General features: G+C 59.5%; 8 protein-coding genes and 1 pseudogene. 7 read left to right on the forward strand and 2 right to left on the reverse strand.

Annotation, left to right across the window (positions count from 1 at the left end; translation table 11 throughout):
* Positions 1–75 precede the first annotated feature (75 nt).
* The 6 genes from ATL42_RS00440 to ATL42_RS16120 are packed head-to-tail and all read left to right on the forward strand — an operon-like array spanning position 76 to position 10,552.
* Positions 76–1,971, forward strand: a complete 1,896-nt coding sequence (locus ATL42_RS00440; protein ID WP_245861897.1) for a glycosyltransferase family protein — start codon at positions 76–78, stop codon at positions 1,969–1,971.
* A 14-nt stretch (positions 1,972–1,985) separates the two neighbouring features.
* Positions 1,986–3,233 (forward strand): UDP-N-acetyl-D-mannosamine dehydrogenase, encoded by a 1,248-nt coding sequence (gene wecC, locus ATL42_RS00445; protein ID WP_098453667.1) that lies wholly within the window; start codon positions 1,986–1,988, stop codon positions 3,231–3,233.
* Positions 3,233–5,272 carry a CgeB family protein gene (locus ATL42_RS00450; RefSeq protein WP_169925299.1) on the forward strand — a complete coding sequence of 680 codons (2,040 nt, stop codon included), beginning with the start codon at positions 3,233–3,235 and terminating at the stop codon, positions 5,270–5,272. The genes wecC and ATL42_RS00450 overlap by 1 nt, the downstream gene beginning before the upstream one ends.
* Positions 5,269–7,230 carry a glycosyltransferase gene (locus ATL42_RS00455; protein ID WP_098453669.1) on the forward strand — a complete coding sequence of 654 codons (1,962 nt, stop codon included), beginning with the start codon at positions 5,269–5,271 and terminating at the stop codon, positions 7,228–7,230. Before ATL42_RS00450 ends, ATL42_RS00455 begins: the two co-directional genes overlap by 4 nt.
* The gene (locus ATL42_RS16115; RefSeq protein ID WP_143556655.1) at positions 7,227–8,825 is read left to right on the forward strand and encodes a hypothetical protein; all 1,599 of its coding nucleotides are present in this window, start codon (positions 7,227–7,229) and stop codon (positions 8,823–8,825) included. Before ATL42_RS00455 ends, ATL42_RS16115 begins: the two co-directional genes overlap by 4 nt.
* Positions 8,825–10,552 (forward strand): DUF6270 domain-containing protein, encoded by a 1,728-nt coding sequence (locus tag ATL42_RS16120; RefSeq protein WP_143556656.1) that lies wholly within the window; start codon positions 8,825–8,827, stop codon positions 10,550–10,552. Before ATL42_RS16115 ends, ATL42_RS16120 begins: the two co-directional genes overlap by 1 nt.
* 103 nt (positions 10,553–10,655) lie before the next feature.
* On the opposite strand, the pseudogene ATL42_RS16125 reads toward ATL42_RS16120, so the two are convergent.
* Positions 10,656–10,775: pseudogene (locus ATL42_RS16125) on the reverse strand (IS30 family transposase); the annotation flags it as partial.
* A gap of 119 nt (positions 10,776–10,894) precedes the next feature.
* Here ATL42_RS16125 and ATL42_RS00460 point away from each other — a divergent pair.
* On the forward strand, positions 10,895–12,289 hold the full coding sequence (locus ATL42_RS00460; protein WP_098453670.1) for an IS1380 family transposase: 1,395 nt from the start codon (positions 10,895–10,897) through the stop codon (positions 12,287–12,289).
* A gap of 86 nt (positions 12,290–12,375) precedes the next feature.
* On the opposite strand, the gene ATL42_RS00465 is transcribed toward ATL42_RS00460, so the two are convergent.
* Positions 12,376–13,365 carry an IS30 family transposase gene (locus ATL42_RS00465; protein ID WP_098453671.1) on the reverse strand — a complete coding sequence of 330 codons (990 nt, stop codon included), beginning with the start codon at positions 13,363–13,365 and terminating at the stop codon, positions 12,376–12,378.
* Between the last annotated feature and the right edge of the window lie 25 nt (positions 13,366–13,390).

Genomic DNA, 13,390 nt, shown 5'->3' on the forward strand with positions numbered 1-13,390 from the left:
GGGTGCGGACCCGCAGGCTACGGTGTCGGTGAACTTGTGCTGGGGCTGTGAACGACCACGGGGGCGGGGGTGCGCGTGAGGCAGGCTGGCGGTCGTGTCGACGGTGCGCGCCGGGCTCTGTGGCACCTGCGCACGGGAGGTGTCCGTCAGCTGCGGACCTGGGCACGGCGCCGCCGGATCGCCGCAGGCCTGCCTGCGCGCTCGGGTCGTCTCGACCGTCATGGGCGGCTGACGTTCGACCCGTGGCCGCTCCCGGAGCGTGCCCCTCGACGCGCTGACCTGCGCGTGGGCGTCGTCCTCGACGACTTCTCCCGGCTCGCCTTCGGGTTCGAGTGGGAGCAGGTGCTGCTCGAGCCGTCGTCGTGGCAGCGGGTCCTCGAGGATCGGCCGGTCGACGTGCTCTTCGTCGAGTCGGCCTGGGCCGGCAACGGTGGGGCGTGGAGCTATCACCTCACCGGGCCGACCGCGCCGCGTCCGGCGTTCGTCGAGCTGGTGGCCTGGTGCCGCGAGCACGGTGTGCCGACCGTCTTCTGGAACAAGGAGGACCCGGCGCACTTCGAGGACTTCCTCGACGCGGCCCGGTTGTTCGACCACGTCTTCACGACGGACAGCGCCATGGTGCCTGCGTACCGTGACCGGCTGGGCCACGACAGGGTGGGGACGCTGGGCTTCGCAGCGCAGCCGGTGATCCACAACCCGGTGCGGGCGCACGGGCGCGGTCCGGAGCGTGACGTCGCCTTCGCGGGGATGTATTTCGCTCACAAGTATCCGGAGCGTCGTGAGCAGATGGACCTGCTCCTGGGCGCTGCCCATCGGGTGAGCGGCCGCATGGAGACGGGCCTGGAGATCTTCTCTCGTCAGCTCGGGGGCGACGAGCGGTACCAGTTTCCGGTTCCGTATGCGGAGCACGTGGTGGGTTCGCTGACGTACGAGCAGACGCTCGCTGCGTACCGCGAGTACAAGGTGTTCCTCAACGTGAACTCGGTGGTGGACTCGCCGAGCATGTGCGCGCGGCGCGTCTTCGAGATCAGCGCGTGCGGCACACCCGTCGTGAGCGCACCGAGCGTGGCGATCACGGCGCTCTTCCCTCCGAACGAGGTCTTCACCGTGTCGGAGCCGGACGAGGCCGAGCACACTCTCCGCGCTCTGGTGCGCTCTCCGGAGCTGCGCGACCGTGCGACCCACCTGGCGCAACGGCGGATCTGGGAGGAGCACACGTACTCTCACCGTGCGGCGCAGGTGCTCGCTGCTGTCGGTATCGATGACGACGGTCTCCGGCGCCCGAGCGTCACGGCGATCGTGTCGACGAACCGCCCGCACCAGCTCGACCACGTGCTGCGGACCCTGGGCGCCCAGGTGGGCGTCCGCCCCCAGCTGGCTCTGCTGGCGCACGGCTTCGATCCTGACTGGTCGGAGATCCGTGCCACGGCTCGCGACCTCGGCATCGACGACCTCGTGACGCTCACGGCAGACGCGAGCGTCACGCTCGGCGCGTGCCTCAACCTCCTCGTGGATGCCGCTGACGGCGACGTGGTCGCCAAGATGGACGACGACGACCTCTACGGCCCGCACTACCTCTCCGACCAGATGTACGCCATGGACTACAGCGGGGCAGACGTCGTGGGGAAGCAGGCGCACTACATGTACCTGGAGGCTCTCGACGCGACCGTGCTGCGGTTCGCGGAGAAGGAGCACCGGTTCACCGACTTCGTCATGGGCCCGACGATCGTCGCGTGCCGCGACGTCGCCCGTGCTGCGCGCTTTGCCGACGTGGCCCGCGGTGAGGACACAGCGCTGCTCCGGAGCGCGGACGGCCTCGGCGCCACGATCTACGCCGCTGATCGGTTCGGCTTCGTCCAGGTTCGGCACGACGACGTCGCTGCGCACACCTGGTCCGCGTCGGTGGCTGAGCTGCTGGCCGGTGGCGAAGTACAGCTTTTCGGGCGCGCTGACAAGCACGCCTTCGTCTGAGCAGGGGAGCTCGTGTGGAGAACATCAAGACTGTTGCTGTCATCGGCCTCGGGTACATCGGGCTGCCGACCGCGGCGATCCTTGCAACCCAGGGGCTCGATGTCATCGGTGTCGACATCAAGCAGTCGACCGTCGATGCCGTGAACCGTGGCGAGGTGCCTTTCGTCGAACCGGACCTGGGCACCTACCTCGCGGGCGCGGTCAAGCAGGGGAACCTCTCGGCGAGCACGAAGACGCCGGCTGCGGACGCGTACATCGTCGCGGTCCCGACGCCGTTCTGCGAGGACCACGCACCTGACCTGTCGTATATCGAGGCGGCTGCGGACGCGCTCGCGGAGCAGCTGGTCGGTGGTGAGCTCATCATCTTGGAGTCGACGTCTCCTCCGGGGGCGACGGCGCACATGGCGCAGCGCATCCTGGCGGCGCGACCGGACCTGGATCAGGCGGACGAGCGGACGATGCTCTACTTTGCGCACTGCCCCGAACGAGTGCTGCCGGGACGGGTCATGATCGAGCTGGTCACCAACGACCGGATCGTGGGCGGGTTGTCGGACCGAGCGGCTGAGCGTGCAAAGTCGTTGTATGAGACCTTCTGTCAGGGGGAGATCCTCCTGACGGACGCGAAGACCGCTGAGATGGCGAAGCTCGTGGAGAACTCCTTCCGAGACGTGAACATCGCGTTCGCGAACGAGCTCTCCCAAATAAGTGATCGGCTAGATATCGATGTGTGGGAGCTAATTCGCCTCGCAAATCGGCACCCACGGGTCAATATTCTCCAACCAGGACCAGGTGTTGGTGGGCACTGCATTGCGGTGGACCCATGGTTTATTGTCGAAGCAGCTCCGGATCTCGCTCACTTGATTCGCACGGCACGGCATGTGAATGATGCGAAGCCACAGTGGGTTATTGATAAGGTGTGTGCAAAGGCGGACCAGGTGGCTCAACCCGTGGTGGCGATCTTCGGCCTCGCATTCAAAGCGAATATTGACGACCTCCGGGAATCGCCAGCGCTAAAGATCGTCGACTCTCTCTCCCGTAGACGACCTTCGGCTCAATTCCTTGTCGTTGAACCGCATGTCAAACAGCTGCCCGAAGAGTTGATCAGCCGGGACAATGTGAGGCTTGTCGGTCTGGATGAAGCGGTGGAAAAAGCAAACGTAGCTGTTCTTCTAGTGGACCACGCAGACTTTGCAAGTGACAGCATCGATCCGATATCAGCAGCATTCGAGCATGTGGTAGACACTCGCGGAATGTGGCAATGATGAACCTGGACAAGTGGAAGATGCGGATGGCTTCAATTTCTGGTTACGCTGTCAAGCGTAAAAATCATCTAAGTGTGTTTTCAGGTAAGGCCAGCGCTGCTCAGGTGCTGATTTGGGTCGCGACCGCGAGTGCAGTATCTGTTGTCCTCATCTCAGTGGACATCGATCCGGTAATCGTCATAACTATTGCGATTCTGTTCGTTGCCAACGTAGCCCTCGTCGCGCGAGCTGAAAGGCGTCGAGATCTTCGTGAGGGGCGGATCGAGGCTACTCTTCGGAACGTGGCAGAGAATTCTATTCGAAACTCGAGAGAGTATCGGAGTTTGGAAAAGCGTGAGCCGTCGATACTGGAAGGTGAACTCTCTAAAGCAGTGGCCGTTGCGGTAACACCTCCCGAGTCGCACGATCGCATCTCACCACCAGCTCTGGTCGTTGCTAAACCACAGGACAGCGGCACATCGGCTCTCAGGCCAGTCAACGGAGTTGATTGGGCCGTTGAACGGCAGATTCTTCCGCGAGTGGTAACCAGAACCGACGTCGCGGGTGCGTATCGTGCTAGTAGAGGCACAAAGGCCGAGCATGTCACGGTAGCAATAATCTGCGACGAATTTACCCACAATAGTTTCGCACCGGAGTTCGCAACCGTGCCGCTGTCGCCCGATATGTGGCGTGAGCAGATGGAAGAGTCTCGCCCCGAGTATCTTTTTTGCGAATCTGCTTGGGCTGGGGTAGATCCAGTCGCCCGGCCATGGCGAGGAAAAATCTATGGAAGCGTGAAGTTTCCCTATGAAAACCGTCGGACACTCTTTGAAATCCTTGAGTACTGCAAACTGCAAGACATCCCCACGATCTTCTGGAATAAGGAAGATCCGACTCACTTCAGCGATCGTGTCAACGATTTTGTAGATACAGCCAGCAGATTTGACTACGTCTATACTACTGCTGAGGAGTGCATTGGAGAGTACCAGAAGTTTATGGGTGTGGGCAGGGTGGGGCTATTACCATTCGCTGCGCAACCGCGAATATTCCACCCGCTACCGCTGGCGCCGCGGCGAGACCGGGTAGTTTTTGCCGGTGCGTGGTACAGAGTTCATGAAGAACGTGCGCGTGTTACTCGCGAAATGTTCGACGCGATCATCGGGTCTGGCCGCGACCTTGCGATCTACGACAGGGACTCAGGAATCGACTCACCTGAGCGAGGCTTCCCAAAAGAGTACCAAAACTTCGTACACCCAGCAGTTTCCCACGCCGCAACAGCAGAGCTATACCGAGGCTCGACAATCGGTATGAATATCAACACTGTGACCTCCTCTGAGAGTATGTTTGCGCGACGGGTCTTTGAACTTGCCGCGTCGGGGTCGATGGTCGTGTCCAACTACTCGCCAGGGATAGAACGATATTTCGGCGACTCAGTCATTTTCCTGGACCAGGTTCCCGGCGCACTCGGAGAACTGGACGAAAAGACAGTAGCTGAGAAGGCTCTGCAAGGTCTAGAGACGGTGCTGGAAAGCCACACCTATCGCGACCGTGCTCGGACTGTACTGACAACCTTTGGTCGCAAAGACCTCTCGCGGACGCAGTTGCCAACCTTGGCGTTTATGGTCGACTCGATACAAGGCGCTGAAACTGCATGTGGGATGTACCGCCGGCGCGCAAGCGAATTCCACAAACTTCTCCTTGTGGTCGATGCGTCAATACCTTCCCATCGAGTCGGCGAGTTCTACACAGCATTCAATGACTCCATGTGTTCCGTGATCTCAGCACGGCTAGCGAGCCGGCAGACTGTCGATCCAGCACGTCTGATCGAGACCCCCGATCTGCTACTTGTGAGATCACAGATCCCGTCGAAGGCCATGGTGCGACGCATGGTCCTTCATCGAGAATACTGGCTCGGTCCGATCGTCGAAGGCGCATCGCACGAACTCGCGTGGGGTGTCAGCCACCCTGGAAAACCGTCTCTGATTAGTGCTGCTGACCTCTTGTCGCTGGTGTTGCAACCACAATTCGCGGTCCCAGCTTTGGAGGTTCCATCCGCATGAGCAGCGAATATTCGAACGAAAATCTCTTCCTGACCATAGTAGTTCCGATGTTTAATGCTCAGGATAAAATGGATCATTGTCTCGCGAGCCTGCGCGAACTACCGTCCGAACTGTCTCACGAAGTCATATTTGTCGACGACTCCTCGGACGACGGGACTTTTCAGCGGCTCGTTGCTGAGGCTTCTGGCGAGGATGCCTGGAGCGTCCTGACAACCCCCGAGAACACTGGCACGCCGTCTGCCGGACGAAACCTTGGAATTCGAGAGTCCAAGGGGGAGTGGGTGTTCTTTCTTGACGGTGACGACTCTGTTTGTCCAGACGGCCTGGCCTCCGGAGTCCAACGTGCGCGTGAAGGTGGTGTCGACATGGTTCGCGGATCAGTTGACCTTGTGCACGTGGGGGTTCGGGAGCTAACGATCGACCGGGTTGATCCAGCCGTGATGAGTTTTGATCGCGTGCGGAGAATCGCCACAATAGCCCAGGCGCAGAGCCTGACCTGCATGGCATTGATCCGTAAGAGTCTTCTTCTCGATAAGGGCATCTATTTCGACGAAAAGATCCGAATGGGTGAAGACATAGTCTTTACCGCACAGGCGTTAACTTCGGCCGTCGACGTCGCCTACATTGATTCGTCATTCTTTAGATACTGGCGGCGCCAAGGAGGCGCAGAATCTGCAATGCACTCCCTTGGATCGAGAGAGATCTCGGAACTCGCTGACTCATGGACGCGCGTTGAAGAAGCCTTTCAGCTTGTTGGGCTGAGTTATATCGAACTGCACGGCCTCAGCACCATCGGGTATGCTCTTCGACAATTGATTCAACATCGTCGTGAGAATATTTCGTATCAAGCTTTTTCGACGCTTTCTGCTTTTTCGGTGCGCTTTTCAGTCGCAATTCAACGTCTTGTATTTCCTGAGAGGCTCCAACTCATCGTGGACTCTCTCACTTCTGGAAGCTTTCAAGATTTTGAACTCCAGATCCGACCCCGCCTTGTGATAGCCGGACACGACTTGAAGTTCATACGCGACGCGGAACCCGAGCTTTCAACAGTGTTCACGATTCGATACGATGAGTGGCCATCGGAACGTGTCCATGACCGCGATGCTTCGACTGCGACTGCGGTATGGGCTGATCTGGTCTGGTGCGAATGGCTAACGGAATGTGCGGTGTGGTACTCCAACAACATATCGCCTCCGACAAAAATGGTGGTTCGTGTGCATCGGTATGAACTCGGGCGAACATATGGCGACCAGATCAACGAGACTGCCGTCTCGGCATTTGTCGCAATCGCACCGCACTGCTACGAAGATCTCGTCGATAGGTTCGATTTTTCAAGGTCGAAGGTTCGGTATATTCCGAACTACTACCGCGTCTCTGAATATGAGCAGGGAACAGGGAAAGAACGGCTCAAGCGGCTCGCAATTATAGGTATCGCGCCGCGGAGGAAGGGCTACTTAAAAGCGCTCCAGGTTCTCGAGGATCTTCGGCGAGAAAATGGCGAGTATACGCTCACCGTCTTCGGCAAAGATCCTCTTGAGTATCCGTGGATCAGCGGAGACCCAGAGGAGCAGGCCTACTATTCCGCTTGCAAGTCATTTATTGAGCAGAGCGACCTAGGTCGTTTCGTGATTAACGCGGGTTGGGTTGACACGAAACAAGCGACAAAGGACTTCGGTTTTGTACTTTCGACTAGCGAGCATGAGGGCTCTCATGTTGGACCGGGGGAGGCGTTCTGTGCGGGCAATCAAGGGGTGTTTCTACCATGGCGTGGGGTGGAATATGTTTACCCTGAGCGCTTTGTCTTCGAAACACCTTCGGCTATCGCGGATCATATTCGTGCGAACCAGGAGGTCGAGCACTTTGAGAAGCTTGCGGCCGAGGGGCGATCTTTCATGGTCGAAACCTATGATGTTTCCCTCTTTCTTGACCGTGTAGTGAAACTTTGGAAGTCACTGTGAATAGCGAGGAGCTGCGCGGTTATGTGAGCGCCTATCGCGACTTCTCACCGCACGGCTGGAAAGGGGGTCCCGATGAAGCCGGCAGCGGCTTTGTCGTGACTCTACCCAATGGGTATAGTTTTTTAATTGACGCCTCGTACTTTCCGGTCGACTGGTGGAAAGTATATGAATATAACCACGTAACGACGCGACTGTGGCAACGCTCCCTCTGCTATCTCCCGCTTCTTGCCGATCACATTGATGGCTGGCAGATCATCCAGTCGATGCTCCGTGACTTTTCTGCGCTAATGACTCGAGCCGTTGATGAACCGTCGATCCTTGGAATGAATAGCCTCGATCATTCGGTTGCGCTCCAACTGAGATCGCTGTGCACACTCCGTGCACAGCTTGCCTCGTTCGATACTCCCGATGCGATCTGGGTTGAGGAGATGGATTATCTGCTGAAGGGCCTTGTTTGCAGGTTGGAAAACCTTGCCCGTTCCGAAGGCTTCCGCCTCGTGAATAATCATGGTGTAATGCTGGGCCTGGCGCTTATGCACTCACGAGCAGTATTTTCTGACATTGAACGTTCGAACCAGATGGTCGAGGAAGATGATTGCTGGATGATGACTGCTTTGGACGAGATCGTCGACTCCGACGGTCTCGTCTTCGAGAATACACCCCAGTATCAGCGGCTATATATTGATGTGATCGAGCAGATTGTTCAGGTATCTGGGGATCTACTCGGTGAGCTCGATAGGGTTGACGCGTATGATGGTCGTCTAAAACGTGTTGTCTCGGGATATCGCCATTTGCTTACAGCAGATGGGACCGTCCCTGCGATCGGAGACGCGCAACGTACGAAAGACAAGAAGTATCAATATCTTCCCGGAATCTTCTGCTCACCGCTGAATGGTCTATATATCCGTAACGCTCAGCGTGCTCAGTTGGTTGTGACATCTGGATGTCGATCGCATGTGCACAAACAGATGGACGACACGGCCATTCGATTGATAGTCGACGATATCGACATGCTTCTTGACGGCGGCCTCATAAACTACGACTCGCACGATGCTGCTGCAGTTGCCGTACGCGCACAGCCAGGACACAGTGGACTGTTCTTTTCAAGGTTTGACGATAGGCCGTGTCATTGGTTCTACCCTGCGGGAATGAGTGCTCGCATTGAAGCATCAATAGGTCGAGTTACTGATCCTTCCGGGAGGGAAGTCGTTAGTTGCCGGTACGTGCTCGAAGAGATGTACGAAGCTCGGCGGGAAGTCGCAGTGAGATCCGCTGTAGATTTCGTTGTCACGGATCGTTGCTGGGCACCGGAGCCTGCTTCGCAGCGATTCGTGCTCCCCCCGGCCTCGTGCATCGAGGTGTCAGGACAGGTTGTGACGGTCAGGTCACCGATTGGTCCTGTACTGAGGATCGAGGCTTTAGAAGGTAACAAGACAGTTCAATGGGGGATCACCAGAGTGAAGGTTGGCCTCGAACGCACGCCAGTTGAGACGTGGTCTCTCCAACGCCCCGTACCGCCTGGTGGAGGGCCTGTTGTGAGTCGCGTGTCCGTTTTCGAGCCCGATGGTCGGGCACTTTTCGAAGGGGGGCATTGATGACGTTTGAGGTCGCGGATGCAGAATCCAGACCCACTCGAGTCTTTGTTTTCGGGAGTTGCGTTGGGCGCGATAGCGTGGCGCTAGGTTCGGAAGTCGAGTCTACTCTTGTTGGTTACGTCGCGCGCCAGAGTCTGATTAGCGCCATGGGCGGTATGGTTAAAGGTGTCCCGAGTCTCGCGGAAACCCTCCCGTCTAAGTTTCAGCGCACGATGGTCGAAGGTGATCTTGCCGGAAATCTGACGGACGAGCTTCTGCGCCGGCGGTCTGAGATTGATGTATTGCTTTGGGATTTAACCGATGAGCGATTTGGGGTACGTTCGTTTCGGGATGCCTTCTTTACGCCGTCTGCTGAGGCGAACGTCGGGTTTTCTGGAAGTCAACTTTTGGTTGACTCGGACCTGATCGACTTTGGCTCTGACGCGCATTTTGGTCTCTTCAAAGATGCTGCCTATCGTTTCTCCGCGTTCTTGAAGAAAAATAGTCTATTTGAATCGGTTTTGCTACTTGGCATTCCTCACTCCGGCTTGGTAACGGATGGAAACGATTCGTTGTTAGATCGTACTCTTGAGGCCCGTGCTGCGGAGGGCAACCGTTCGTTTGCGCGCTATCTGAAACTCTTGTCGTCAGAACTTGGGTTCGGCATGTTGGCGCTGCCTCATTCAGAAGTGTCGGTCGATAGTCATCATCGATGGGGCTTGGCCCCATTTCATTATTCGTCGTCTGTTTATAAGTCGGTCATGGAAGCGGTTCAATCTGTCAGTAAAGCGTCAAATGGGGGGGAGTCTTCGTTCGCCTCTGCCCCACCGCGTAGGTTTAGCCGTCACAGCGAAACGCGACCAGTTTGGACCTGGGATTCTCTAGGTTCCTTTCTGTCAGGCGGAACGGTGGCGGCTGGCCATCATGTGGTTTTTGTCTCGAGCGGATTGTTTGTGGATTTTTTGGTGGTCGGAGACGTTGGCTCTAGCGCAACACTACCTGTCTTCTTTACCGGCGCAATCAGTCAGGAGTACTCGCATTCTCCTGCATTCTCTGGTGTCGGACTTGCTTCTGAACTTGAGACTCCTGTAATTGCTTTTGCGGATCCTACTCTGAGCCATTCGCCTCGTCCCGTGATTGGCTGGTACTTGGGTGGCCAGTTTGGGAGCCCGGATTTAGCGATTGGGGCAATTCTGGAACATATTCGAAACGTGTATGGCTGCAAGTTCATCATGTGTGGTGGTTCTGGTGGCGGTTTTGCGGCCCTGAAGTTTGCTTCTCTGTCGACAGATTCTGGTGCGCTCGTCTGGAATGCGCAGACGGATGTGCTCAAGTATGGATGGTCTAGCGTGGACGCTTACCTTGCATCCGCCTTCCCGAGTGAGTATGTTCTGCGTGGGAAGAATGTCGATGCAGAGGAATGGCGTAGTGTGCTGGAAGAGTACAATATTGCTCCCTCCATACTCGATTTCAATACGATTGCGCGTCTGCGAAAGGTGTTGTTCCTGCAGCAGGCCTCCGATTGGCACGTCCAAGCACACTTCGAGCCGATGCTTGATGCTGCTGTTGCCCGCGAAGTGGTTTCGGGGCGCTGGCGTGCCCCAGGTGATCTTGTGTTGATGAAGAGGGAGTGGATGGGGTCTCACGCGCCCCCGTCTCGTGCAGTTCTGCTGTCTGCTCTAGGATCGCTCCTGATGGGCTCTTCTGCATCGGAGGCGGCCGATGGGCTTGACGGCCTTAGCTGGTAACGCTACTGGTAATTCTTCCCGATCGGCAGGTGGTGATTTTTTAGTGCACATTAGGACCTAAGAAAGAGTAGGAGCCTATCTGGACGTGTATCTGGCCTTGGTGTCAAGGCGTGGAAGCAATGGTGGCGTTGAGGAGCTCTTCGAATTTCTCTCGCGGGGTGTAGAAGCCCAGGGCTGCTCGGGGTCTGTCGTTGAGCTCTTCGGCGATGGCGTCGAGGTAGCCTCGGGCTTTCATGGCGGGGTGGGTCTCAGTAGGTGTCATGACGCAAGAAAGTGCTCCTGACCTGGAAGAATACGGTTTGTTGAGGACCGATTCTGACTAGTTCGAGGAGCACCTTCAAGGTGAAGACTACCGTCGCGTATCCCCGTCTGAACATCGTCACGTCGGCGACGTCCGCGGTTGGTCAGGCTGGTGGGGTGCTGTTGACCGAGACGGTCCGGGCGACGGGTCTGGATCGGGCGTTGTCGACGGGCTTGGCGCGGTGGCGTAAGCCGACGGCGTTCCACGACCCGGGCAAGGTGATCGTGGACCTGGCGGTCGCCCTGGCGTTGGGTGGGGACGCGTTGGCGGACGTCGCGGTGCTGCGTGCCGAGCCCGGTGTCTATGGCGCGGTCGCCTCGGATCCGACGGTTTCGCGCACGATCGCGGCGTTGGCCGCTGATGCCCCGGCAGCGTTGGCGGCGATCAACACCGCCCGAGCTGCGGCCCGTTCGGCGGCCTGGCGCCTGGCTGGTGAGCGCGCCCCCGACGCGGGCGCCAGCGCGGTGGACCCTCTGGTCATCGACCTCGACGCGACGCTGGTCACGGCGCATTCGGAGAAGGAGAACGCGGCGCCGACGTTCAAGCGCGGGTTCGGGTTCCATCCCCTGTGCGCGTTCGTCGACCACGGCGGCGCCGGGACCGGGGAACCGCTGGCGATCATGCTGCGGCCGGGCAATGCCGGGTCGAACACCGCCGCCGATCACATCGCGGTTCTCCGAGATGCTCTGGCTCAGCTCCCTGGTCATGGCGGGCGGACGCGGGGCAGTAAGAAGATCCTGGTCCGCACCGACGGCGCAGGCGGAACCAAAACCCTCATCGAATGGCTCACGACCCACCGCCTGGGCTACTCGGTCGGGTTCACGCTGCCTGGCAACACCCCCGACCTGCTGGCCCGCATCCCCGAGCGTGTCTGGGCCCCGGCCCTGGACGCTCACGACGAGGTCCGTGACGGCGCCTGGATCGCTGAGCTCACCGACCTGATGGACCTGACCGCCTGGCCGGCAGGCATGCGCGTCATCGTTCGCAAGGAACGGCCCCACCCCGGCGCCCAGCTGCGTTTCGAGGACGTCGACGGGATGCGCATCACCGCGTTCGTGACGAACACGCCAGCCGGTCAGCTCGCTGACCTTGAGCTGCGTCACCGCCGCCGCGCCAGGTGTGAAGACCGCATCCGCATCGCCAAGGACACCGGTCTGCGCAACCTCCCCCTCAAGGCCTTCGCCCAGAATCAGATCTGGTGCGCCATCGTCGCCCTCGCCAATGACCTCCTGGCCTGGATGGGCATGCTCGCCCTCACCGACCACCAGGCCCGCCGCTGGGAACCCAAACGCCTGCGACTACGCCTGTTCACCATCCCCGCGGTCATCGCCCGCACCGGCCGGCGCACCTGGCTCCGCCTCTCCAACCGAGCGCCCTGGGCAGCGCTGGCCGCTCAAGCAGTCCAAGCCCTGCGAGCCCGACCCGCACCCGGCTGAGCGCCAGCACACCCTTGACTCAACGACCCCCGCGCGACCACCCGGACCTGGAACCGGCGCCCAACCCGACGACACGGGACCATCTGTCATACCCACAAGGCAGAATCACACCCGAGCAGGCGCCCTGACGCCCAAACGACCCACCTCATGAGCCCGATGAAAGATCGAGGGTAGGGCTCGTGGTCGGTGATGACGGTGCCCTTGGGCAAGTACTCGCGAATGAGCCCGTTGGTGTTCTCGTTCGTGCCGCGCTCCCAGGGGGACCGGGGGTGGGCGAAGTAGACGGGCATCGTCGTGGCCAGTGTGAGGGCGCCGTGGCGGGCCATCTCCGAGCCCTGGTCCCACGTCAACGACTTGCGCATCATGGCCGGCAGGGAGTTCGCGTGCTCGATGAGCAGGTCCGCCAACGGGGCCGATGTTTTGCCCTGGGGCAAGCCCAGGATCACCACGAACCGGGTGGTGCGCTCGACCAGCGTTGCGACCGCGGAGCGGCCGAACGCCCCCACGACGAGGTCACCTTCCCAGTGCCCGGGAACCCGGCGGTCAGCGACCGTGGCGTCGCGGTCGTCGATGGGGACCATCCCCACGATCGGCCCGGTCCGTTCACCTGCAGGTTTGCGGGGCCGGCGAGCGATCCGCTTGGAGCGCAGCATCACTGCGTGCTTGGCGAGGTCGCCCTTGGGCAGGGCGTAGATGAACCGGTAGATCGCTTCATGACTGGCCGTGGCGCCGCCAGCAGCAGGGGAATGACTCACCCTCGCAACGGTGGGGCCGACCGCTTCCAGAAGCAACCGGCCTGCGATCTGCCGGGGCGTCCTCGAGCGCTTCAGATCCGCCAAGACCCGAGCCCGAAGCACTTCGTCACCAGCGACCTTGCCGACCTGCGGGCGCCGACGGTTGCGCTCAGCCCGACAGTCCGCCGTCACCAACCGGTACCCCAACGTCTTCGTCGAGTTCCGGACAATCTCACGGCACACGACCGACGGCGCACGGTCGATGTGAGCGGCGATCCGGCGCATCGACCACCCCGCCTTGAGGCCCGTGGAGATCTCAACCCGATCAGCGATCGTCAACATCCTGCGCCCCACACCCGTACCCCTC

The sequence above is a fragment of the Sanguibacter antarcticus genome, from assembly GCF_002564005.1.
GTDB lineage: Bacteria > Actinomycetota > Actinomycetes > Actinomycetales > Cellulomonadaceae > Sanguibacter > Sanguibacter antarcticus.

Coding starts and splice junctions, on each gene's coding strand:
- ATL42_RS00455 (WP_098453669.1), top strand. CDS start 5,269: ATGAGCAGCGAATATTCGAACGAAAATCTCTTCCTGACCATAGTAGTT.
- ATL42_RS00465 (WP_098453671.1), bottom strand. CDS start 13,365: ATGTTGACGATCGCTGATCGGGTTGAGATCTCCACGGGCCTCAAGGCG.
- ATL42_RS00450 (WP_169925299.1), top strand. CDS start 3,233: ATGAACCTGGACAAGTGGAAGATGCGGATGGCTTCAATTTCTGGTTAC.
- ATL42_RS16120 (WP_143556656.1), top strand. CDS start 8,825: ATGACGTTTGAGGTCGCGGATGCAGAATCCAGACCCACTCGAGTCTTT.